Origin of the sequence: Janthinobacterium sp. 35, from assembly GCF_002754575.1 — a bacterium.
GTDB classification, from domain to species: domain Bacteria; phylum Pseudomonadota; class Gammaproteobacteria; order Burkholderiales; family Burkholderiaceae_D; genus Janthinobacterium; species Janthinobacterium tructae.
Genome location: NZ_PEFN01000001.1, coordinates 3191206 through 3214345, shown reverse-complemented (window position 1 = coordinate 3214345; position 23140 = coordinate 3191206). Strand labels below are relative to the sequence as shown.

Genomic DNA, 23140 nt, shown 5'->3' with positions numbered 1-23140 from the left:
GCCTCTTGCGAGCGCCTGCCATTTTCATGCGAGCTGAAACTTAGATGACAATCGTCTGGTGCTCGTCGCCCACCTGCGCACGAATGGTACCGATGCGCGAGACAGTTTCGCCAGCCGCTTGCAGTTGCGCGATGGCGGCGTCCGCGTTTTCCTGCGAAACGATGACGGTCATGCCGATGCCGCAGTTGAAGACGCGGTGCATTTCGGCGTCAGCCACGCCGCCGTGCTGTTGCAGCCACGTGAACAGCGGCGGCATGGTCCATGCCTTCGAGTCCAGCTCGGCCACCAGGCCTGGCTGCAGCACGCGCGGGATGTTTTCCACCAGGCCGCCACCGGTGATGTGCACCATGCCTTTGACTTCCATGGCATCCATCAGCGCCAGCAGCGGCTTGACGTAGATGCGCGTCGGCTGCATCAGCACGTCGGCCAGTTTACGGCCATGGAAGTCGCCTTCCAGGTCCGGTTTCGCCACTTCGATGATCTTGCGCACCAGCGAGTAACCGTTCGAGTGCACGCCCGACGAGGCCAGGCCCAGCACCACGTCGCCCGGGGCGATCTTGGTGCCGTCGATGATTTTCGATTTTTCCACGGCCCCGACGGCAAAACCTGCCAGATCGTATTCGCCGGCCGGGTACATGCTCGGCATTTCCGCCGTTTCGCCGCCGATCAGCGCGCAACCCGCTTGTTCGCAACCCTGGGCGATGCCCTTGATGACGTCGGTGGCAATCGCCACATCCAGTTTGCCGCAGGCAAAGTAGTCGAGGAAGAACAGCGGTTCGGCGCCCTGCACCAGGATGTCGTTGACGCTCATGGCGACCAGGTCGATGCCGACCGTGTCATGGCGGTTCAGTTCGAACGCCAGGCGCAATTTGGTGCCGACGCCGTCGGTGCCCGAGACCAGCACCGGTTCCTTGTACTTCTTGCTGATTTCAAACATGGCGCCAAAACCGCCCAGGCCGCCCATCACGCCTTCGCGCAGGGTGCGCTTGGCAAACGGCTTGATTGCTTCGACTAAAGCGTCGCCTGCGTCGATATCGACGCCAGCGTCACGGTAGGAAAGGGAAACATTAGAAGTCTGGTTCATGGTGTGGTGGCAGCGGAGGCGGTAAAATAGAAGGCGGATACCCGCCGGTACGCGCGCGCAAGTATGTTTTTCAACATCGTGCGGCAGGACGCCAGCGGGTGAATTCGGTCGATCAAGTCGCTATTTTATCAAACTGCCCCGCCATTTCGTAATTAACTGCCTTTTTTTAACGCAACAGCACAAACTACATGCCATTCGCCATCACCGCCGAGCAGAAGCAAACAGCATTTTGGATCGCGGTCTGGCTGGCATTCCTGCTGCTGCTCGTCAGCCTGGGCCCCATCCTGACGCCCTTCCTGGCCGCCGCCATCCTCGCCTACGTGCTCAATCCGGGCGTGGACCGCTTGCAACGCCTGCATTACCAGCGTTTTTACGTGCCCCGTCCGCTGGCCGTGCTGGTCGTCGTGGTGTTGTTTTTCCTCGCCATTACCGCGCTGGTGCTGATCGTCGTGCCGGTATTGCAAAAGGAAATCCCCTTGCTGCAAGCGCAGATCCCGCAGTTCCTGAACAAGGCGAATGATTTCCTGGCGCCAAAACTGCGCGACCTGGGCATCCGCGTGCGCCTCGACGGCACGGGCATCAAGCGCATGCTGGGCCAGCAGATGGCTACCAGTGGCGATGAAATCTGGAGCACCGTGCTGGCCTCGGCGCGCATCGGCGGCACGGCCGTGCTGGGCTGGCTGGCCACCGTGGTGCTGATTCCCGTCGTGTTGTTCTACCTGTTGCTGGACTGGCATCCGATGCTGGCACGCATCGCCGGCGCCGTGCCGCGCCGCTGGGTCGGCCGCACGGTGGGCATGGCGCAGGAAGTCGACACCCTGCTGGCGCAATACCTGCGCGGCCAGTTGCTCGTCATGCTGGTGCTGGCCACGTATTACTCGGTGGCGCTGGCCATCGCCGGTTTTGAAGTGGCATTGCCTGTGGGCATCATCACGGGCTTGCTGGTGTTCATCCCCTACCTGGGCTTCGGCCTGGGGCTGATGCTGGCCCTGATCGCCGCCCTGCTGCAGTTTGCCGACTGGAGCGGCGTGATCGCCGTGGCCGTCATCTACGGCTGCGGCCAGGTGATCGAAGGCTTTTTCCTCACGCCGCGCCTGGTGGGCGAGCGCATCGGTCTGAACCCGCTGGCCGTGATCTTCGCTTTATTGGCCTTCGGACAACTGTTCGGTTTCGTCGGCGTTTTGCTCGCTTTACCCGCTTCTGCCGTCCTGATGGTCGCTTTTAAGCATCTAAGACGCCACTACCTGTCCAGCAGCTTCTATAATGCGTGACAAGGTGACTGACATAAGCTACTGCGCGTCGCACTTTGCGGCCGGCGATGCTCACCGTACTAAAGTACGGTTGCGCTTCTCGGCCACAAATCGCTGCCGCTCGCTACGCTTCTGTCAGGCACTCGATACGACTACAATGTTAAATTAATAAAAATCCAATAACAGCGACGACGACGCTCAAGCAGTAATGAAAAACAGGACAAGGCGTACGCCATGAAACAACTGGTGCTCGATTTAGGCACAGACCAGGCGCACAGCCTCGATACCTTCGAGGTGGGACAGAATGCCGAAGTGGCGCAGCTGATGCGCCAGTTCGCCGCGCGCACGTCGCGCGAACATTTTGCCTACCTGTGGGGCGAACTGGCCGCCGGCAAGAGCCATCTGCTCAAGGCCCTGGCCAGCACCGAGCGCGCGCGCTACATTTCGCCGTTCTCGATCGAGTCCGAATTCGTGTATTCGCCCGACGTCGACCTGTACCTGCTCGACGACTGCGAAAAGCTCTCGCCGCTGGCGCAGATCGACGCCTTTGCCCTGTTCAATGAAATCCGCGCCAACAAGGCGTTCATGGTGTGCAGCGGCGCCGTGCCGCCGGCCGTGCTGCCCGTGCGCGAAGACTTGCGCACGCGCATGGGCTGGGGCCTGATCTATCAGATCCACGGCTTGACCGACGATGAAAAAATCGCCGCCCTGACCCAGGCGGCCACCACCCGCGGCTTGACCTTGTCGCCGGGCGTGTTACCCTATCTGCTGTCCCATTTCCGGCGCGACATGCGTTCGCTGTCGACGATGCTGGACTCTCTCGACCTCTACTCCCTTGAAACCCAACGCCCGATCACCTTGCCATTGTTGCGCGAGTTGCTGCAGGCGGAAGCGAAAGAATGATGAATCTGGCCCTGTTTGACCTCGACCACACCCTGCTGCCCATCGACTCGGATCACGAGTGGGGCGAATTCCTGGTACGCATCGGTGCCGTGGACGCCGCCGAATTCACCCGTCGCAACGACGAATTCTTCGCGCAGTACCAGGCCGGCACCCTGGACCCGGTGGAATACCTGGAATTCTCGCTCGGCACGCTGGCGCAGTTTCCGCGCGAACGCCTGGAAGCGCTGCACCGGCAATTCATGGCCGAAGTGGTCATGCCGGCGATCCGCCCCGAAGTCGTGGCCCTGCTCAAGCAGCACCAGGACGCAGGCGATTTGCTGGCCATCGTCACGGCCACCAACCATTTCATCACCAAACCCATCGCCGATGCGCTGGGCGTCGAGCACCTGCTGGCAGCCATGCCCGAATATGACGCTGCAGGCAACGTCACGGGCAAGCTGCTGGGTACGCCGACCCTGGGCGCGGGCAAGCTGACCCACACCCACGCCTGGCTGGAAAAGATGGGCAAGGAACTGGGGCAGTTCGAGCGCAGCTATTTTTACAGCGATTCGCACAACGACATTCCCTTGCTGTCGGTCGTGACCCACCCTGTCGCGACCAATCCCAACACCGCTTTGAGCGCACACGCATCCCTCCACGGCTGGCCATCACTCCACTTATTCAATGATTAAAAAATTCATCCGCAAGATCCTCGGCGTTAAAAAAGAGGCAGCGCGCGACACCACGACACCCATCGTGTTCGGTCCCGCGCAACACGGAATCGACCCGAAACTGGTGTCGTCGAATGCCATCCGCGTCACCAGCAGCCTGCAGGAAGCCGGTTTTGAGGCCTTTGTCGTCGGCGGCGCAGTGCGCGACCTGCTGCTGGGCGTCAAACCCAAAGACTTCGACATCGCCACCAACGCCACGCCGGAACAGGTCAAGCGATTGTTCCGCCGCGCCTTCATCATCGGCAAGCGCTTCCAGATCGTGCACGTGATGTTTGGCCAGGATTTGCTGGAAGTGACGACCTTCCGCGGCGCCGGCGCCGACTCCGCGCCCAAGGATGAACATGGCCGCGTCCTGCGCGACAACACCTTCGGCTTGCAGCACGAAGATGCGCTGCGCCGCGACTTCACCATCAACGCCATGTACTACAACCCGGCCACGCAGGAAGTACTCGATTACCACGGCGGCGTGGAAGATATCCGCGCCCAGACCTTGCGCATGATCGGCAAGCCAGAAGAGCGCTACCGCGAAGACCCCGTGCGCATGCTGCGCGTGGTGCGCTTCGCCGCCAAGCTGAAATTCACCATCGAGCCGCATACGGCCGCGCCGATCCCCATCATGGCGCCGCTGATCAACAACGTGCCCGCGCCGCGCGTGTTCGATGAAATGCTGAAACTGCTGATGAGCGGCCACGCGCTGGCATGCCTGCAGCAGTTGCGCAAGGAAGGCTTGCATCATGGCTTGCTGCCGCTGCTCGACGTGGTGCTGGAGCAGCCGCTGGGCGCGAAATTCGTCACCCTGGCGCTGGACGCCACGGATCAACGCATCGCCGCCGGCAAGACCGTCTCGCCGGGCTTCCTGTTTGCCTCGCTGCTGTGGCACCAGGTGCTGGAAAAATGGACGGCCTACCGCGCCGCCGGCGAATCGACCATCCCCGCGCTGCACCTGGCGGCCGACGACGTGCTCGATTCGCAGACGGAAAAACTTGCCCTGCAGCGCAAGATCGGCTCCGACATGCGCGACATCTGGTCGATGCAGCCGCGCTTCGAGCGCCGGGTCGGCAAGGCGCCGCATAAACTGCTGGAACACCTGCGCTTCCGCGCCGGCTACGACTTCCTGCTGCTGCGCTGCGCCTCGGGCGAGATCGACATGGAAATCGGCGAATGGTGGACCGCCTTTTATGAGGGCGACGAGGAAACGCGCGAAGCGCTGCTCGTCAGCGCGAATGCAGCGCCGGGCGCCGTCAAGAAGAAGCGCCCGCCACGCCGCAGCACGCGCAGCAAGACGAGTACAGGTGGCTCGACCACCGGCAGCAGCAGCGACGAGTAATGGTCGTCATTGCTTACATCGGTATCGGTGCCAACCTGGGCGACGCGCGCGCGAATGTGCAGGATGCGATTGCGCGCCTAGCGCACCTGCCCGGCGCATCCCTCGTGGACGCCTCGTCCAGCTACCGCACGGCGCCCATAGCTTCCAGCGGTGACGACTATATCAACGCTGTGGCGCGCATCACGACCACCCTGCCGGCCGAAGAGCTGCTGCTGGCGCTGCACGCCATCGAAGCGGCGCACGGGCGCGAGCGGCCTTACCGCAACGCCCCACGCACGCTGGACCTGGACTTGCTGCTGTACGGCGATGAACGCATCGCCAGCGCCAGCCTGACGGTGCCACATCCACGCATCACCGAGCGCGCCTTCGTGCTGGTGCCGCTGCTCGAACTGGCGCCCGCCATCGTCGTGCCGGGCCTCGGGGCGGCGCAGGACTACCTGGCAAGCGTCGCTGAGCAGGCCATCAGCCAACTCTGAGCGCCACGCGGCATTGCTCTACAATGCCGCCCCTGCACGCCGCCATATAAAGTACTACACTAGCGGCGTCGCAATAGCATCACCCCCCTTTCACTCTAGAGAATACCTATGTCCGCTTATTTGCAAGGAACAGATCTGGCCGCAAAAGACAAGGCCGCCACACCGGCGCCGGCGCCATCCAAGCCTGTCGCCAACAAGGCCGTGACCATCCATACCCTGGCCACGCTGCGCGCCGCCCGCGAAAAGATCACCATGCTGACCTGCTATGACGCCAGCTTCGCGTCGCTGATGGACCGCTGCGGCGTGGAGATCCTGCTGATCGGCGATTCGCTCGGCATGGTCTGCAACGGCCACAACTCCACCCTGCCCGTCACCGTGGCCGAACTGGCCTATCACACGGCTGCCGTGGCGCGCGGCGCCAAGTCGGCCATGATCATGGCCGACCTGCCGTTCGGCGCGTACGGCACGCCCGAAACAGCGTATGCCAACGCCGTCATCCTGATGCAGGCTGGCGCGCACATGATCAAGATCGAAGGCGGCGCCTGGCTGGCCGAGACCGTCCGTTTCCTCACGCAGCGCGGCATCCCCATCTGCGCCCACATCGGCTTGACGCCGCAATCGGTGCACCAGCTGGGCGGCTACAAGGTCCAGGGCAAGAGCACGGAAAGCGCCACAGAGCTGAAGAACGACGCGCTGGCGCTGCAAAACGCGGGCGCCGCCATCGTGCTGATGGAAGCCATGCCGTCGCAGCTGGGCAAGGAAGTGACCGACATGCTGACCATCCCCACCATCGGCATCGGCGCAGGTCCCGACTGCTCGGGCCAGGTGCTCGTCATGCACGACATGCTGGGCGTGTTCCCAGGCCGCAAAGCGCGCTTCGTGCGCAACTTCATGGAAGGCGCGGCCAGCATCGACGAGGCCGTCACCGGCTATGTGAACGCCGTCAAGGATGGCAGTTTCCCGGCGCTGGAACACTGCTTCTGATGTAGTTTGTTTTATGTCGGCTTACGCGCTGCGCGCTAAGCCGACCTACGCAACCATCAACGCCGTAGGTCGGATTAGGCCGCAGGCCGTAATCCGACAATACCCCAGGCGCAAACCCCTACCCCACCTGTATCCAAGTCGTCTTCAATTCCGTGTACTTGTCCAGCGCATGCAGCGACTTGTCACGCCCGTTGCCCGACTGCTTGTAGCCGCCGAACGGCACGGTGATGTCGTCGCCGTCGTACTGGTTGACGTGCACGGTGCCCGCGCGCAGGGCACGCGCCGTCTGGATGGCCTTGGTGATGTCCGAGGTCCATACGGCCGCCTGCAAGCCGTATGGCGTGGCGTTGGCCTGCTTCACCGCTTCGGCGATATCCGTAAAGCCCAGCACGGACAACACGGGGCCGAAGATCTCTTCGCGCGCGATCGTCATGCCGGCCTCCACGCCGAAGATGGTCGGCTGCACGTAATAGCCACCCGTATCAAGGCGCACGGCCTCGCCGCCACCGAGCAGCTGCGCGCCTTCCTTCTTGCCGGCCGCGATATAGCCCATCACCGTGTTCATCTGCGTGGCGTCGACGATCGCGCCCATGACGGTGGCGTCATCGAGCGGATCGCCGGGCTGGAAGCGGGGCAGCATGGCCAGCGCCTTGGCGATAAATTCTTCCTTGATCGATTCTTCGACGAACAGGCGCGAGGGCGCATTGCAGCTTTCGCCCTGGTTGAAGAAGATGGAACCGACGGCGGCCGCCACGGCCTTGTCGAGGTCCGGGCAATCGGCGCAGACGATGTTGGCGGACTTGCCGCCCAGTTCCGTCCACGCCCGTTTCAAATTCGACTGGCCCGCCATCTGCACGATCAACTTGCCTGTGCGCGTGGAACCCGTAAAGCCGATGCAATCGACATCCATGTGCAGCGCCAGCGCGGCGCCGGCCTCATTACCGTAACCTGGCAGCACATTAAAAACACCGGCCGGCACGCCCGCTTCGAGCGCGATGTCGGCCAGGCGCAGCGCCGTCAATGGCGATTTTTCAGACGGTTTCAATATCACGCTGTTGCCGGCCGCAAGGGCCGGCGCGATCTTCCAGGCAGCCATGATCATCGGGTAATTCCACGGCACGATGGCGGCGACGACACCCACCGGTTCGCGCGTGATCAGGGCCAGGCTGTTGGCAGGGGTCGGGGCGATTTCATCGTAGACCTTGTCGATCGCCTCGCCATACCAGCGCAGGCAATTGGCCGTCGCGCCCACGTCCACGCTCTGGCTGTACTTGATCGGTTTGCCCATGTCCAGCGTTTCCAGCAAGGCCAGTTCGGGGCCGTTCTGCTGCACCAGGTCGGCGAACTTGATCAATATCCGCTTGCGCTGCGCGGGCGACTTGCCGGCCCAGCGGCGGTCCTCGAAGGCGGCGCGCGCGGCCAGCACGGCCGCGTCCACGTCGGCAGTGTCGCAGCGGGCCACCGGTCCCAGCAAGCGCCCATCGATGGGCGACAGATTGTCGAAAGCCTGGCCGGACCTGGCCGCGACCCGCTCGCCGTTGATGAAGGCGCGTCCATCGATCGTGAGCGCTGCGGCCCGTGCATGCCAGCTGGTGTTTTCCGTCATGGTCATCTCCTGTGTCAGTGTAAGAGCAGCTTACTCCTGGTCTGCCAAATAGGCCGCAGACAGTTGCTTGCGCCGCTGCCGGTCGGCGCGCGCCAGCAGCACGGCATACACGATGACGGCGAGCGTCACCACCAGAATCGTCAGCGCGGCGATGGCATTGACGCGCGGATCGAGCCCCAGGCGCGCGCGCGAGAAGATCACCAGCGGCATGGTCGTCGAACCGGGTCCGGACAAAAAGGCCGACAGCACCACGTCGTCGAGCGACAGGGTGAACGTCAGCAGCCAGGCCGACGCCAGCGCCTGCGTGATGTTCGGCAGGGTCACGAGGAAGAATACCTGGTGCGCGCGGCAGCCCAGGTCCATCGCCGCTTCGGCCAACGATTTACTCATCTCCTGCAGGCGCGACTGCACCACCACGGCCGCATACGCCATGCCCAGCAGGGTGTGACCGAACCACATCGTCAGCACGCCCCGCTCGGGAAAACCAAAGACCTTTTGCATGGACACCAGCATCAGCAGCAGGGAGAGGCCGATGATCACTTCCGGCATCACCAAAGGCGCGCTGACCATGGATGAAAACAGGGTGCGGCCGCGGAAGCGCTGGTAATTGGTCAGCGCGAAGGCGGCAAACGTGCCGAGGATGACGGACGAAGTGGCCGACATGAAGGCGATTTTCAATGACAAACCGAAACCCGAGATGATCTGCGTATCGCTCATCAACTCGCTGTACCAGCGTAGCGAAAAGCCGCTCCACACCATGTCCTGGCGCGAGCTGTTGAACGAGAAGACGATCAGCACGATGATGGGCAGGTAGAGGAACAGATAGCCGAGCGAAAGCCAGCCGCGCCCGAACCAGCGCTGCAGGAAATTACGTCCGTTCATGTGCGCTCCTCCGCGTCCTGGTCCGTCTTGTATTTGTTAAAAATGGCCATCGGCACGAGGATCAGCAAGACCACCAGCACCGTCACCGACGAAGCCATGGCCCAGTCATTATTCGTGAAATATTCATCCCACAGCACGCGGCCGATCATCAGTGTTTCCGGTCCGCCCAGCAGTTCGGGAATCACGTATTCGCCCACGGACGGGATGAACACCAGCATGGCGCCGGCGATGATGCCCGATTTCGACAGGGGCACGGTGATGCGCCAGAACGCCTGCAACGGCGTGGCGCCCAGGTCGGCCGCCGCTTCCAGGTAGCGCACGTCCATTTTGACCAGATTCGCATACAGGGGCAGGATCATGAACGGCAGGTAGGCGTACACCATGCCGACCACCAGCGAGAATGAAGTATTCATCATGTGCAGCGGTTCGCTGACTACGCCCAGGGCGATCAAGAGGTCGTTGAGCAAGCCGTGGTTGGCCAGGATGCCCTTCCACGCATACACGCGCAGCAGGAAGGAGGTCCAGAACGGCAGCATCACCAGCAGCATCAGCACGGGACGGATCGACGGTTTGGCGCGCGCCATGAAGTAGGCGAACGGGTAGCCGATGAACAGACAGATGGCCGTGGTAATCGCCGCGTACTTGATGGAACTGAGGTAGGTGAGCAGATACAGTTCATCGGCGGCGATGAACAGGTAGTTGGCGATTTTGACCTTCAGCACGACGATGCCGTCGACGTACGACAGCAAGCCGCCGAACGGGCTGCCCGCCGTGTCCATGTCGGACAGGCTGATACGCAGCACGATCAGGAACGGTACCAAGAAGGCGGCCGCGAGGAACAGCGACGGCACGGCGATGACGGCGTTGCGCCCGGTGAGCCAACGCAGCGTGACCAGGCTGCGCAGCGATTGCAGGAGGGAAGTCATCACGGGCCTCAGCTGGTCAGCACGACGATGTCGGCGCCATCCCACCAGACCCACACGCGCTGTTCACGTTCGAGGCGCGCGGCGTCGTGGCGGGCCGCGTTGGTACGCGAGACTTTCACCAGCGTGCCGCTGTCGAGGCGCACATGGTAGCTGGTTTCATTGCCAAAATACGCCATGGCGACGATCACGCCCTGGGCGCAGTTATAGCCGTGTTCGGCCGGCGACGCGCGCTCTTCCAATGTCGGTGGCGCGATCTGGATGCCGATCTTTTCGGGGCGCACGGCCACCGAGACATCCATGCCCAGGTTACCCGTGATGCCATGCGAAACATAGTGCTCGCCATCGGGCGTGGCGATCACCACGTGATCGGGTTCATCTTCCGTGATACGGCCGTCGAACAGGTTCACGCTGCCGATGAAGTCGGCGACGAAACGGCAGTTCGGCGTTTCGTAGATTTCCCCCGGTGCGCCCACCTGCAGGATGCGCCCTTCGCTCATGACGGCGATGCGCGTGGCCATGCTCATCGCTTCATCCTGGTCATGCGTGACCATCACGCAGGTGACGCCCACCTGCTCGATGATGTTGACCAGTTCCATCTGCGTGCGTTCGCGCAGTTTTTTATCCAGCGCGCCCAGCGGCTCGTCGAGCAGCAGCAACTGCGGCCGCTTGGCCAGGCTGCGCGCCAGCGCCACGCGCTGCTGCTGCCCGCCCGACAGCTGGTGCGGCTTGCGCTTCGCGTATTGGCCCAGCTGCACCAGCGCCAGCATCTGCTCGACCCGCGCCGCCACTTCCGCTTTCGGCAAGCCGTCGCGGCGCAGGCCGAAGGCGATGTTGTCCCACACGGACAGATGGGGGAACAGCGCATACGACTGGAACATCATGTTGATGGGACGCTGGTGCGGTGGCACATCGACGATGCTGTTGCCCGCCAAGGCGATCCTGCCCGAGGTCGGCGTCTCGAAGCCAGCCAGCATGCGCAGCAGGGTCGACTTGCCGCAACCTGAACTGCCGAGCAGGGCGAAGATCTCGCCCTGGTTGATCGTCACGGAAATATCATTGACGGCGCGCACGCCATCGAATTCCTTGACCAGCTGATCAATCAGCAAGAAAGGCGCTGGGGCGTCGCTGGCCGACGCGGCAGGTGTTGCTATCGTCATGTGTGGGTAGCTTCTGGATAAAAGGGTGTCAAAATGAAAAACTGGCCGCTGAAGGAGCGGCCAAGATGGAAGTTTAGCGGAACTGCCGCGATTCTGGTCCAAAAAAACTTGAGTTAGCGTCTATTTGGGTGAAAAACTGACACCAACCCAAGAGCAAACCCCGGGGTCGTACCCTGAGGGTACGACCCCGGCCCTTGCGTTTGGGTTCAGCCAGAACCTACACCCAGCCCTTCGCTTTCACCTCGTCATACGTCTTGTCCAGGCACAGCCGTATCAGCGCCACCATTTCATCGATCTGCGCGCGCGTCATGACCAGCGGTGGGGCGACGATCATGCGCTCGCCCACGGCGCGCATGATGACGCCATTGTCGAACATGTGGCCACGGCAGAGCATGCCCACGCCCTGGTCCTCGTCGAACAACTCGTTCTCGTGCACGGTGGCGCCCTTCTTGCGCACCAGGTTCAGTCCCGCGACCAGGCCGCAGCTGTCCGCGTAGCCGACCAGCGGATGTTCGCCCAGGCTGGCGAAGCACTGATGCAGGTACGGTCCCGTATCGTCGGCCACCTTCGCCACCAGCTGCTCTTCCTCGATGATGCGGATGTTTTCCAGCGCCGCCGCGCAAGCCACGGGATGACCCGAATACGTGAAACCATGCGTGAATTCGCCGCCCTGCTCGATCAGCACCTTGGCCACCCTGTCGCCCACCAGCACCCCGCCCAGCGGCACATAGCCCGAAGTGACGCCCTTGGCAAAGGTGATCAGGTCGGGCTTGATGCCGAACAGCTCGGAGCCGAACCAGCGCCCCAGGCGGCCGAAGCCGCAGATGACTTCATCGGCGATCAGCAAAATGCCGTACTTGTCGCAGATGCGCTGGATCTCGGGCCAGTAGGTACCTGGAGGGATGATGACGCCACCGGCGCCCTGCACCGGTTCGCCGATGAAGGCGGCCACCTTGTCGGCGCCGATCTCGAGGATTTTGTCTTCCAGCCAGCCGGCCGCCTTCAAGCCGAAGGCTTCCGGTGTCAAGCCATGCCCCGCTTCCAGGTAATTGGGCTGGCCGATATGCGCGATACCGGGTATCGGCAAGCCACCCTGCGCATGCATGCCATCCATGCCGCCCAGGGACGCTCCCGCCACCGTGCTGCCGTGATACGCATTGTGGCGGCTGATGATGGTGTGGCGTTCCTTGTAGCCGAGGATATCCCAGTAGCGGCGCACCATGCGCAAATTCGTGTCGTTGCCTTCCGAGCCGGAGCTGGTGAAAAACACGTGCTGGAACTGCGGCGGCGATATTTGCGCCAGCTTGGCGGCCAGCTGCGCTGCCGGCACGTTGGTCGTGCCAAAGAAGCTGTTATAGAAGGGCAGCGTTTCCATCTGCTGGTAGACGGCTTGCGAGATCGAGCTGCGGCCATAGCCCACATTCACGCACCACAGGCCCGACATGCCGTCGACGATTTTCTTGCCCTGGCTATCCCACAGGTAGACGCCATCGCCGCGCACGATCACCCTGGCGCCCTTGCTTGCCAGGTCCTGGAAATCGGTGAACGGGTGCAGGTAATGGGCCGTATCCATTTTCTGAATGGCGGCCGTGTCATATACCTGCGGCGCCGCATTCCTTTGCGCCACGGAGGAGACCAAAGCGGCGCTCGGCGCCAGCGGATTGTTGGTTGTGCTCATGCGTGTTCCTTTTAAACGTGTAATAACAGGTGTTCGCGCTCCCACGGACTGATGACCGTCATGAATTCCTGGTGCTCCAGGTCCTTGATGGCCGCATACACGTCGATGAAGCGCTCGCCCAGCACCGTGCGCAGCTTGTCTTCCGCGCGCAGCAGTTGCAGGGCTTCGGGCAAGCCTTGCGGCAGTTCAAACTTCATGTCGTAGGCGCTGCCCACCATCATCGGCGTCGCTTCCAGCTGCTCCGTCATGCCCAGATAGCCGCAGGCCAGCGTCACGGCCAGCGCCAGGTAGGGATTCGCATCGGCGCCGATGATGCGGTTTTCCACGCGGCGGTCCTGCACGCCCGACTCGGGCACGCGGAAACCCACGGTGCGGTTGTCCAGCCCCCATTGAATATTGATCGGTGCGGCCGTATGGCGCACGATGCGGCGGTAGGAATTCACGTAGGGCGCGACGATGGCCATGGCCGACGGCATGTAGCGCTGCAGCCCCGCGATGTAATGCTTGAAGATGGGCGCGGCCGAACCGTCGTCGTTGCTGAAGATATTCAAGCCCGTCTTCGCGTCGACGACGCTCTGGTGCACATGCATGGCGGACCCTGGTTCGCCGGCCATGGGCTTGGCCATGAAGGTGGCGTACATATCGTGCTTCAAAGCCGCTTCACGCAGGGTGCGCTTGAAGAAGAAGACCTTGTCGGCCAGGCCCAGCGGGTCACCGTGCAGGAAGTTGATTTCCATCTGCCCGGCGCCGATTTCGTGGATCAAAGTGTCGACGTCAAGATTCATCAGTTCGCAATAATCGTAGATATCTTCGAACAGCGGGTCGAACTCGTTGACGGCGTCGATGCTGTACACCTGGCGGCTGGTCTCGGCCCGGCCGCTGCGGCCGATGGGCGGCTTCAGCGGCAAGTCGGGGTCCGTGTTTTTCGCCGTCAGGTAGAACTCCAGCTCCGGCGCCACCACGGGCTTCCAGCCCTTGTCCGCATACAGTTTCAGCACGCGCCGCAGCACGGATCTTGGAGCAAAATCGACCAGCGCGCCATCCGAAAAATAGCAGTCGTGGATGACTTGCGCGGTGGGATCGGTAGCCCACGGCACCATGGTGATGGTGGTGGGATCGGCCTTCAAGATCATGTCGCGGTCGGTGCTGGAAATGGCGCGGTCATAGCCGCCATCGTCGACCGGGTAATTGCCCGTCACGGTCATGCCCAGCACCGCTTCCGGGATGCGCATGCCGCGCTCCTGGGTGAATTTCCCGCGCGGCAGGATCTTCCCGCGCGCCACGCCCGTCAAGTCGGGCACCAGGCATTCGATTTCCGTGACGCGCTTTTCATTGAGCCACAAATCCATATCCGTATAGGTGAAATTTTCGCGTATTGCCATGTTTCCCTCTCGCTGGTCTTGATCAGGCGCCGCATGCTGCTGGTGCGGCGCACCCGTGCTGTCATCCTGTCCTGTCATTCTTTCTGTGCTGCTGTTCCTGGTAATCGCGGCACGCCTGGCCAAAGGCGCCGAACAGGCGCATCGACTGCGGATTGTCTTCCACCTGCCATTCCGGGTGCCATTGCACGGCCAGCGTAAAACCGGCGGCGCTGGCCACCGTATAGGCTTCCACCAGGCCGTCGTCGGCCAGGGCGTCCACCAGCAAGCCATCGGCCAGCCGGGCGATGCCCTGGCCATGCAGGGAATTGACCATCATTTCGCTCTCGCCGCCCAGCAGCCGTGACAGCAAGCCGTCCGGCATCAACTTGATGCGGTGCGCGGGCGCGTACTGGCGCGCCAGGGGATCGAGCACATTCTCGCGATGCTCCATCATGCCCGGCACGGCGTGCACGGCCTGGTGCAGGCTGCCGCCCAGGGCCACATTGACTTCCTGGAAGCCGCGGCAGATGGCGAGCAAGGGCAGCTGGCGCGCCAGCGCGGCGCGGATCAGGGGCAAGGTAGTGGCGTCGCGCGCGGGGTCTTGCGGCAGGTCGGGGTGGAGAATTGCTTCGCCATACAGGCGAGCGTCGACGTTCGAGGCGGAACCGGTCAGCATGACGCCATCGGCGATCCGCAGCGCCGCTTCCAGGTCGGCGTCCAGGCCCAGCGCGGGCAACAGCAGCGGCATGCAGCCGGCGCCGTGCAGCACGGCGTGCAGGTATTTGTCCTGCGCCATGTGCCAAACGTGACTGCCAAGCTGGCGCTGGCAGGCGGGGACGAGAACGATGGGACGGCGCATAGAGTGCTACCTCGCTGGCGTGACGATCCAATGACAGCGCCATGACAGCGCTGCCGCTCGCTACACTGTACAGCAGAGCCGGTGGAGGCGACCACACTGATGGGCGTGGCCAGCGGCGGCACACATCGCCTACACTACGGCCTTGCAATCTTGCCTTTATTAAAATCATCATATGCCCGTCCGGCGCCAAACACCAGCGCCACCGGCCAAGTTCCCTTACTTTCCCATGCACCCATACCGCTTTCCAGCCTTACGACACTCCTTTTTCACCCTGCGGGGGCAATCATGAAGCACATGCCATGGCGCGACTTCTTTGCCCTCGTGGTCAGCATCGGCGTGGTCGGCCTGGGCCTGGGCGCGACCATGCCGTTGACGGCCTTGACGCTGCACCAGCGCGGCGTGGGCACGGACATCATCGGCATGATCACGGCCGTCAGCGCGCTCGGCATCCTGGCCGCCTCGCCGTTCGTCTCGCGCTGGGTGGGGCGCTTCGGCGCGCGCGCCACCATGCTGGGCGCCGTGTGGGTGGCGTCGCTGGCGACGATCGCCATGCAGTTCACCGACCACCTGCTGGCGTGGAGCGTGCTGCGCTTCCTGTTCGGCGGCGCCATGGGCGTGCTGTTTACCATCGGCGAGGCGTGGGTGAACCGCCTGGCGCCCGACAATTCGCGCGGAAGAGTGGTGGCCATGTACACCACCAGTTTTACCTTCTTCCAGCTGATCGGCCCGGCCCTCGTGGCGCTGTTCAACGACAAGATCAGCTGGAGCTTCGCCGCCTGCGGCCTGCTGTTTTTGCTGGCCGTGCCGGGGCTGATGCTGATCTCGAACAGTGGTCCAGCACGCGAACCGGAAGAACACGGCGTGAAGTGGACCTTGATTCTGCCGCGCATGCCGATGATCGTGCTGGGCGCCGCCTTCTTTGCCCTGTTCGACACCCTGGCCTTGAGCCTCCTGCCCCTGTATGCGATGGAGCACGGCATCAGCACGGACCTGGCCCTGCTGTCGGCCACCGTGGTGCTGGTGGGCGACACGGGCTTGCAATTCGCGCTGGGATGGATGGCCGACCGCTTCGGCCGCGCCAAAGTGCACGCAGCCTGCGGCGTGGCCGTGTGCCTGCTGCTGCCGCTGCTGCCATTTGCCGTCGGCACGCCGTGGCTGTGGTGGACCTTGCTGCTGTTGCTGGGCGCGGCGGCGGGCGGCATCTACATGCTGGCGCTGGTGGCCTGCGGCGAGCGCTTTACGGGACTGTCGCTGACCAGCGCCAGCGCCATCGTCAACGCCACCTGGGGCGTGACCAGCGGCGGCGGCCCCCTGCTGACCGGCGTGCTGATGCAATCGGTCGGCGTGAACGCCCTGCCGGCCGTGATGTGGGTGTGCTGCGCCATTTTCGTCGGCAGCGCCGTGTGGGAACGCAGGAAGGGGATCGTCTAGCGTTTTTTACTTACTCTCCAGCCGCTGTCGCAGCTCCTCGTCCACCGGATAGTCGGGATAGGCCTGCCGGAACGCGGCCCACTCCTCCTGCGCCAGCGTGCCCTCACCTGCCTTGAGCAGCGCGTCGATCTTCACCAGCCACACGGAAGCGTCAAGCTTTGCCGGCGGCGGCAGCGGCAGCGGCGCCGACTTTGCCGCGACGGGAGCGGGCATGGGCAGCGCGCGCTGCACCGGTGCCTGGCGCTGCAGGCTGGCTTCGGCTTGCATGGCCGCTTGCTGCTCCATCGCCTCCCGCATTGCCGGAGGCGGTGGCGGGGCCGGTGGCGCTGGCGCGGGTACGGACACGGGTGCTGCCGGTAGTGGCGCAAACTCAGTTGCAGGTACAGCCGCCGGTGCAATGACCGGTGCGGCTGCCTGCATCACCTCCTGCGTGACCGGTTCCCCGACCACGGGAAATTGCGCCGGCTTCGAGCCGAACCAGTCGACGCCGATCAGGTTGACCGTCAGCAGCACGGCCGCCGCCAATCCCAGCGGAATGCGCCAGCGCTGCAGGTAATCGGGCGCCTTCTTGACGGGCAAGGTGCGCAGCACGCCATCGGCGCTGTCGTTCGCGGCGACCGGTTGCGGCAAGGCTTTTTCCGCGTCGGCCAGAATGGCTGCATCGAGCGCGCTGGAAGGCACGGGCTGCGGCAGGCTGGCCAGCAGCGCCTTCAATTCCTCGTCATGCAAATCGTCGTTATCTTGATCGTGCGTATTCATGCCTGTCCTCCCGCGCTGTCCAAGCCCGCGCGCAATTTCTGCATGGCGTAGCGCAGCCGGCTCTTGACGGTTTCCGCTTCCGCCCCCGTCACCACGGCGATATCCTGGATACTCATGCCGCTGAACTGCTGCAGCACCAGCGCCTCTTTTTGCTCGGTGGGCAGCGCCGCGATGGCCGCATGCAGCAGCGCATGCTGCTGTTTCTGCTCCAGCGATTGCGGCGGCGATGCACCCTCGTCGGCCAGTTCGCTCACGTCGTCGTGTTCCTGGCCTTCCCGCTGGCGCAGGAGGTCGATCAGGCGGTTGCGCGCGATCTGGTACAGATAGGTGCGAAACGCCGCCTGCGGCTGGTAGCCCGTGCGCGCCGCATGCAGGCTGGCCCACGCATCCTGCACGATCTCGTCGACCCACGCGCGGCGCGGCGCACGCCAGGCCACGAAGCGGTACAGGCCCTGGCTATGACGCCGGTACAATTCGCGAAACGACGGCAGGTCGCCAGCGCTGTAGCGCAGCATCAGCTCTTCATCCGTGGCAGTGATTAATGTGTCGGGCATGCGAAGCAGTGTAGCCGAACTGCGCGGCAGCGACAATTTCCCTACGCCTTCAGCGTACAGTGGACGAAATGGGCGCATAGCTGATGCGGCGTACTTCACGGATCTGTCCCTCCCTGAGCGCCCCTTCCACCACTTCATAGCCGAGCAGGGCGAAGACGCGCCCCTGCAGGAACAGGGGGCGCGCATTGCCATACCAGTCCACGCAGGATGCGCGGCAGCCATCGTCCGCCGCTGATAATTGGACCGGACGCGCGGCCAGCGCACCGAGTTCCGTCAATGTCAAACCACTGTTGCGCAGGTACAGGACGGAGGCGGCCGGCCGGCTTGATCCTGGCCGCTCGTCCGCACCCAGGATGGGCAGGCCGATCACACCCTCGCTGGCCGTGTGCGGCTTGTAGAAAAAGCCGTGGCTGCGCGACTCGCCCTGCGCCGCATCGGCGCGGATATAGCGCGTGGCAATCGCCGCCTGCGCCCCCAGGCGGATGCTGCTGAAGTGCAGATCCTTGCCCTGCGCGCCGATCACCACGGCGTCATTGCCCAGCGCCTCGATGCGCTCCACGCCGTGCGGCAGGGACAAGGCTTGCACGCTGCCCGCATCGGCCCAGCGCACGGCATACAGGGGCTGGCGTGGCCAGGCCTGGTCCGCCTGCCGCCGGCCGCCATTGCCGGGATGGCCGTACAACAGATACGGCCCCACATAGCGGTTCTGCAGCCCGTAGCCGCCGCCACCTGGCAGCGCCTGGTAGCTGCTGGCGGGCGCGCTGTCGCGGCCATCGGAAAACGACGCCAATGGCACGCGCAGCAGGGCCATGCCGCCCCGCCCGCGCGCACCATCCCACATGGCGTCGCCCTGGCCCTCGGCGCGCAGCAGGACGTTCAGGTGGCCGTCAGCGCTTTCCAGGAACGAGAATTGGTCGACGGGCGCGCCCGCCACCTTCAGGGCGCTGGGCGCCGAACCATCGAGGGGAATGCGGAACACGCCCGAGTCGCTGCCGCGCCGTGTGGTCCACACGAAAACGGATTCGCCCGACACATAAAACACGCGCCCCTGCGGCCCCATCACGGCGGTCGCTTCGCAGCGCATGTCGCGCTGCGCCAGGTCGCACACGGTGACCGTGTGCAGGGTCAGACCAAAGCCCGGTTCCGGCTCTTCATCGGTGCGGTAGATGCGCGTGGCCGGAGCGATGCGCTTGAAGTCGGATGGCACGGCGTCGGGGCGCCAGCGGCGCAGCGCGGGAAAGCCGCCGAACGGGTCGCCCCGGCGCAAGTTCAGCGACAGAGGCGAATAGAACACCAGTTTGCTGCCGATCAGGCGGCTGGCGTAATTACGCGATGAGTAATAATCGTTGGAGCGCAAATGATACGTGGCGCGATAGGCCAGCTTGCCGTTCGCATCGATATCGAACAGGCCGATCTCCGTACCGCCACGGCTGTAGCTGTAGCCGATCACCACCAGCGTATCGCCGTCGATCAGCATCTCGTCATACCAGCTGCCCGACGGATCGCTGCCCGGCGCGTACGCATCGAGCGAGGACACCGGCTGCAAGGCATTGCCCCCCACCTGCACGGTGAACAGCTTGCCGCGCCGCAGCATCACCAGGTGTTTGCCATGCAGCTTGACGATGCCGCCTTCGTCCACGCCCGCCGTCTGCACATTGGTGACCGATTCCGCCGCTTCTGCCGATGCTGCTGGCGCAGCCCTGGCCAGCATCGGCGCGGGAGGGGCCGGCAGCGCCGACATGGACTGCGCCGTGGCGCGCTGCAGTTTCTGCTGCTCCTTCTGCAGTGTCGCCTGGCGCGCCTGCAGTTGCTGCAGGTAGCTGCTCAAGGCTTGCTCGCTGGCGAACGGCGCCAGGGTTTTCCCTGGCGCCGTGTCGGCGGCATGGCTGCCTGCCGACAGCAGCAGGGACAGTATCAATGTGATCTTGAGGGCGCAGGACATCGCTTCTTCTCCGGTTGGCTGGGGTGTCCAACATGAAACGCAGCGGCGCAGAAAAAGGGGTTAAACGCGCGTGAAAATAGTCACGCAGCGTTTTACCTTATTCAAAACCCCGTATGCGGTCGCCGTTGAAATTCGGCAGGCGCCACTCGAAATGCAGCGCCAGGAAGCGGAACAAAAAGCCCGCACCGATGGACGCCAGCTGCGCCACCGCGCTGTCGACCTTGAAGTGCAGCAGGCCGACATACAGGGCGCCCGTGAACAGGGCCACGGTGGCATACACTTCGCGCTGCAGCACGAGGGGAATCTGGTTGCACAGGATATCGCGCAGCAGGCCGCCGAAGACGCCCGTGATCATCCCCGCCAGCACGACGATGGCCGGATGCATCTTGGCCGACATGGCGATGTCGCAGCCGATCACGCAAAACGCCACCAGGCCCAGTCCATCGACCAGCAAAAAGATGGCGCGCAGATGGTGCAGGTAGCGCGCGACAAAGGCCGTGACGACGGCCGCGCCGATGGTAAACAGCAGGTATTCAGGATGCGCGATCCAGCCCAGCGGATAGTGCCCCAGCAGCACGTCGCGCACGGTGCCGCCACCGAGCGCCGTGACGGTGCCGATCATGCAGATGCCGAACAAATCCATGCCGCGCCGCATGCCCATGATGGCACCGGACATCGCTTCGGCGACGATCGCCACCAGGTAAATCGTATATAACAGCATGCTCTTACTCTTCCGAAAATGATTTGAGAATTTGTTCGCGTTCGCGCGCTTCGCTCAGGGCGCGCGCTTCATTCGTACCCGTGCCGGAGCCGCCATTACCGCCATCGCCAGTGTCACCGTGCGCCATGCGCGTGTCCGCATCACCGCTGCCGCAGCTGACACTGCTGTGGATAAAGGCAAAGTTATCCTTCAGACAGTCGCCGGCCAGGTATTCGGCATACACGTAATCGCCATCGAGCAGGGCCAGGCCGGGCGGCTCGGCCAGCACCTGCTCGCGCCGGCCCTGCACGGCCACCTGCATGTAGTCGCGCCAGACGGGCAGCGCCAACGTCCCCCCGGTGGCGTTGCCCAGGCTTTTCGGCTGGTCGTAGCCGAGCCAGACGACGGACACCAGGCCCGAGGAGTAGCCGGCGAACCAGGCGTCATACGCGTTATTCGACGTGCCCGTCTTGCCGGCCGCGTCGCCGCGCCCCAGCGCCAGCGCGCCGCGTCCCGTGCCGCTCTTGACGACGTCGCGCAGCATGCTGTCCATGACGTAGGCATTGCGCGTGGAGATGACTTGTGTGCCGCGTGCCGGCGCGCCCTTGGCGCGTGGCGCCGCATCGCTGAACAGCACTTCGCCGCTGCGGCTGCGCACTTCCTTGATCAGTTTCGGCGGCATCTGCATGCCGCCGTTGGCGAACACCGCATACGATTGCGCCAGCTGCAGCGGCGTGACGGCACCCGCACCCAGCGCCAGCGGCAGGGAGACGGGATTGCGCGCGCCCTCGAAGCCGAAGCGCGTGGCGTAGTGCTGCACGTAGCCGGGACCGGCCGCCTGCATCAGGCTCACGGCCACCAGGTTTTTCGAGCGCACGAGGCCACGCCGCACGCTGATGAAACCTTCATAGTTGTTGCCGTAATTGCGCGGACGCCACTGCCGCGCGCCCGTTTCCTGCGGCAGCAGCAAACGCTGCGTGTCATCGACGGCCGTGCCGGGAAAATATCCCTTTTCCAGCGCCGCCGAATACACGAAAGGCTTGAAGCTGGAACCGGGCTGGCGGTAAGCCTGCATGGCGTGGTTGTAGTGGTTGCGGTAAAAATCGAAGCCGCCGGCCATGGCGACGATTTCGCCGCTATGCGCCTCGACGGAAATGAGCGCGCCTTCCATCTCGGGCAGCTGGCTCACCAGCCAGCGCTTTTTCGCCGCATCGTGCACCACGCGGATCACGCTGCCCGCGACGATGGCGCGCTTGCCATCCCACTGCAGCTTGCCGCCCAGGCGCGCATCCGAGGCGGTGAGCACGATGTCGTCGCCATTGCGCAGCTGCGCCGTCAGCTGGCGCTTGCCGCCCGTCTCGACCTTGCGCACCAGCGCGGCGCGCAATTCTCCGCTGTCCGGATAGGCGGCCAGCTGGCGCGCCACGCTGTCTGCGGAGGGAGCCAGGCGTGCTTCCGGGCCACGGTAGCCGCGCCGCGCCTGTGCGTTTAACAGCCCATCGCGCAGCGACTTGTCGGCCGCGATTTGCGGCGCCATGCGGATGGTCGTCGTCACGTCCAGGCCAATGCTGTAGGCGCCTTCGGGATAGCTTTGCAAGATCAATTGACGCGCTTCCTCGACCGCATACGCGGCCGCGTGCACGGAGCTGTTGCGGTCCTTGTTCAGGGCCAGTTTTTCCGCCACGGCGGCGGCGTATTCGGCTGGCGTGATGTAGCCGAGTTCGCGCATGCGCTGCAGGATGTAATGCTGGCGCACGGTGGCGCGCTGCGGATTGGCGACGGGGTTGTAGGCCGACGGTGCCTTCGGCAAGCCGGCCAGCATGGCTGCTTCGGCGATGCTCACTTCCGCCAGCGGTTTGTCAAAATAAATGTTCGAGGCGGCGGAAAAGCCGTAGGAGCGCTCGCCCAGGTAAATCTGGTTCATATACAGTTCCAGCAGCTTGTCCTTGCCGTAATGCTGTTCCAGCTTGTAGGCGAGCAGCATCTCCGTCAGCTTGCGCTGCACGGTCTTTTCGCGCGACAGGAAAAAGTCGCGCGCCACCTGCATGGTGATGGTGCTGGCGCCCTGTACGTGGTGGCCCGTGACGATGTTGGCCAGGGTGGCGCGCGTCAAGCCATAAAAGTCGACGGCGCCGTGTTCATAAAAGCGCGCATCCTCGATGGCCAGCAAGGCCTGGCGCATGCGCAGCGGGATCTCCTTCAGCGGCAGGAATTCGCGGCGCTCTTCGCCGTATTCGGCCAGCAGCTCGCCTTCGCTGGAGAAAATGCGCAGCGGCAGCGCGGGCTTGTACTGGGCCAGGTGCTCGACGGCCGGCAAATCCTGCCATGCCTGGCGCAGCCACCAGCCGCCCGCCAGGGCTACGGACAAGCCCAGGCCCAGGGTCAATCCCAGGCCGAATTTCAGATTGCGCGCCAGTTTAGATTGCGGCTTGCGGGTAGGTGTTTCGTTCGCTTGTGCTTCCATGGTGGTATTTCCTTGCTGCCAGGAGGCCGCGCGCAGGCGCGTGGCATTCCATCAAAGAGGCATTGTGCACTGCAACACACCTATCCT

The 23140-nt window shown here is 63.8% G+C and carries 20 protein-coding genes; 7 read left to right on the top strand and 13 right to left on the bottom strand.

Annotation, left to right across the window (positions count from 1 at the left end; translation table 11 throughout):
- Window positions 1-40: 40 nt before the first annotated feature.
- Window positions 41-1084: a phosphoribosylformylglycinamidine cyclo-ligase gene (gene purM / locus CLU93_RS14290; RefSeq protein ID WP_099761982.1), complete on the bottom strand. Its 1044-nt coding sequence runs from the start codon at window positions 1082-1084 to the stop codon at window positions 41-43.
- 188 nt (window positions 1085-1272) lie between these two features.
- Here purM and CLU93_RS14285 point away from each other — a divergent pair, with 188 nt between their 5' ends.
- The 6 genes from CLU93_RS14285 (at window position 1273) to panB (ending at window position 6734) form a co-directional block, all read left to right on the top strand.
- Window positions 1273-2355, top strand: coding sequence for an AI-2E family transporter (locus CLU93_RS14285; protein WP_099761981.1), 1083 nt, complete (start codon window positions 1273-1275; stop codon window positions 2353-2355).
- A gap of 213 nt (window positions 2356-2568) precedes the next feature.
- The gene (gene hda, locus CLU93_RS14280) at window positions 2569-3237 is read left to right on the top strand and encodes a DnaA regulatory inactivator Hda (protein WP_058048421.1); all 669 of its coding nucleotides are present in this window, start codon (window positions 2569-2571) and stop codon (window positions 3235-3237) included.
- Window positions 3237-3908 (top strand): HAD family hydrolase, encoded by a 672-nt coding sequence (locus CLU93_RS14275; RefSeq protein WP_099764392.1) that lies wholly within the window; start codon window positions 3237-3239, stop codon window positions 3906-3908. Before hda ends, CLU93_RS14275 begins: the two co-directional genes overlap by 1 nt.
- On the top strand, window positions 3901-5274 hold the full coding sequence (gene pcnB / locus CLU93_RS14270) for a polynucleotide adenylyltransferase PcnB (protein ID WP_099761980.1): 1374 nt from the start codon (window positions 3901-3903) through the stop codon (window positions 5272-5274). The genes CLU93_RS14275 and pcnB overlap by 8 nt, the downstream gene beginning before the upstream one ends.
- Window positions 5274-5750 carry a 2-amino-4-hydroxy-6-hydroxymethyldihydropteridine diphosphokinase gene (gene folK / locus CLU93_RS14265; protein ID WP_099761979.1) on the top strand — a complete coding sequence of 159 codons (477 nt, stop codon included), beginning with the start codon at window positions 5274-5276 and terminating at the stop codon, window positions 5748-5750. Before pcnB ends, folK begins: the two co-directional genes overlap by 1 nt.
- 108 nt (window positions 5751-5858) lie before the next feature.
- The gene (gene panB, locus CLU93_RS14260; protein WP_180287853.1) at window positions 5859-6734 is read left to right on the top strand and encodes a 3-methyl-2-oxobutanoate hydroxymethyltransferase; all 876 of its coding nucleotides are present in this window, start codon (window positions 5859-5861) and stop codon (window positions 6732-6734) included.
- Window positions 6735-6852: 118 nt separating this feature from the next.
- Here panB and CLU93_RS14255 read toward each other — a convergent pair whose 3' ends face one another.
- From CLU93_RS14255 to CLU93_RS14225, 7 genes are all read right to left on the bottom strand, one after another.
- A complete protein-coding gene (locus CLU93_RS14255) occupies window positions 6853-8340 on the bottom strand; it encodes an aldehyde dehydrogenase (protein WP_099761978.1) in 1488 nt (495 codons plus the stop codon).
- A gap of 30 nt (window positions 8341-8370) precedes the next feature.
- Window positions 8371-9222, bottom strand: a complete 852-nt coding sequence (locus CLU93_RS14250) for an ABC transporter permease (RefSeq protein ID WP_099761977.1) — start codon at window positions 9220-9222, stop codon at window positions 8371-8373.
- Window positions 9219-10148 carry an ABC transporter permease subunit gene (locus tag CLU93_RS14245; protein ID WP_099761976.1) on the bottom strand — a complete coding sequence of 310 codons (930 nt, stop codon included), beginning with the start codon at window positions 10146-10148 and terminating at the stop codon, window positions 9219-9221. The genes CLU93_RS14250 and CLU93_RS14245 overlap by 4 nt, the downstream gene beginning before the upstream one ends.
- An 8-nt stretch (window positions 10149-10156) precedes the next feature.
- Entirely contained in the window at window positions 10157-11305 is a 1149-nt protein-coding gene (locus CLU93_RS14240; RefSeq protein WP_099761975.1) for an ABC transporter ATP-binding protein, read from the bottom strand.
- A gap of 217 nt (window positions 11306-11522) precedes the next feature.
- The gene (locus CLU93_RS14235) at window positions 11523-12983 is read right to left on the bottom strand and encodes an aspartate aminotransferase family protein (protein WP_099761974.1); all 1461 of its coding nucleotides are present in this window, start codon (window positions 12981-12983) and stop codon (window positions 11523-11525) included.
- Window positions 12984-12994: 11 nt separating this feature from the next.
- The gene (locus CLU93_RS14230) at window positions 12995-14365 is read right to left on the bottom strand and encodes a glutamine synthetase family protein (RefSeq protein WP_071075305.1); all 1371 of its coding nucleotides are present in this window, start codon (window positions 14363-14365) and stop codon (window positions 12995-12997) included.
- 61 nt (window positions 14366-14426) lie between these two features.
- Window positions 14427-15203, bottom strand: a complete 777-nt coding sequence (locus CLU93_RS14225; protein ID WP_099761973.1) for a gamma-glutamyl-gamma-aminobutyrate hydrolase family protein — start codon at window positions 15201-15203, stop codon at window positions 14427-14429.
- Window positions 15204-15488: 285 nt separating this feature from the next.
- Between CLU93_RS14225 and CLU93_RS14220 the strand changes: the two genes are divergently transcribed.
- Window positions 15489-16634, top strand: a complete 1146-nt coding sequence (locus CLU93_RS14220) for an MFS transporter (RefSeq protein ID WP_099761972.1) — start codon at window positions 15489-15491, stop codon at window positions 16632-16634.
- Window positions 16635-16640: 6 nt separating this feature from the next.
- Here CLU93_RS14220 and CLU93_RS14215 read toward each other — a convergent pair whose 3' ends face one another.
- From CLU93_RS14215 to CLU93_RS14195, 5 genes are all read right to left on the bottom strand, one after another.
- Window positions 16641-17393: a hypothetical protein gene (locus CLU93_RS14215; RefSeq protein WP_099761971.1), complete on the bottom strand. Its 753-nt coding sequence runs from the start codon at window positions 17391-17393 to the stop codon at window positions 16641-16643.
- Entirely contained in the window at window positions 17390-17947 is a 558-nt protein-coding gene (locus CLU93_RS14210; protein WP_243420364.1) for a sigma-70 family RNA polymerase sigma factor, read from the bottom strand. The genes CLU93_RS14215 and CLU93_RS14210 overlap by 4 nt, the downstream gene beginning before the upstream one ends.
- A 49-nt stretch (window positions 17948-17996) precedes the next feature.
- Window positions 17997-19889, bottom strand: a complete 1893-nt coding sequence (locus tag CLU93_RS14205) for a beta-propeller domain-containing protein (protein ID WP_099761969.1) — start codon at window positions 19887-19889, stop codon at window positions 17997-17999.
- Between the two features lie 97 nt (window positions 19890-19986).
- Window positions 19987-20610 carry a trimeric intracellular cation channel family protein gene (locus CLU93_RS14200; RefSeq protein WP_099761968.1) on the bottom strand — a complete coding sequence of 208 codons (624 nt, stop codon included), beginning with the start codon at window positions 20608-20610 and terminating at the stop codon, window positions 19987-19989.
- Window positions 20611-20614: 4 nt separating this feature from the next.
- A complete protein-coding gene (locus tag CLU93_RS14195; protein ID WP_099761967.1) occupies window positions 20615-23053 on the bottom strand; it encodes a penicillin-binding protein 1A in 2439 nt (812 codons plus the stop codon).
- Window positions 23054-23140: the final 87 nt, after the last annotated feature.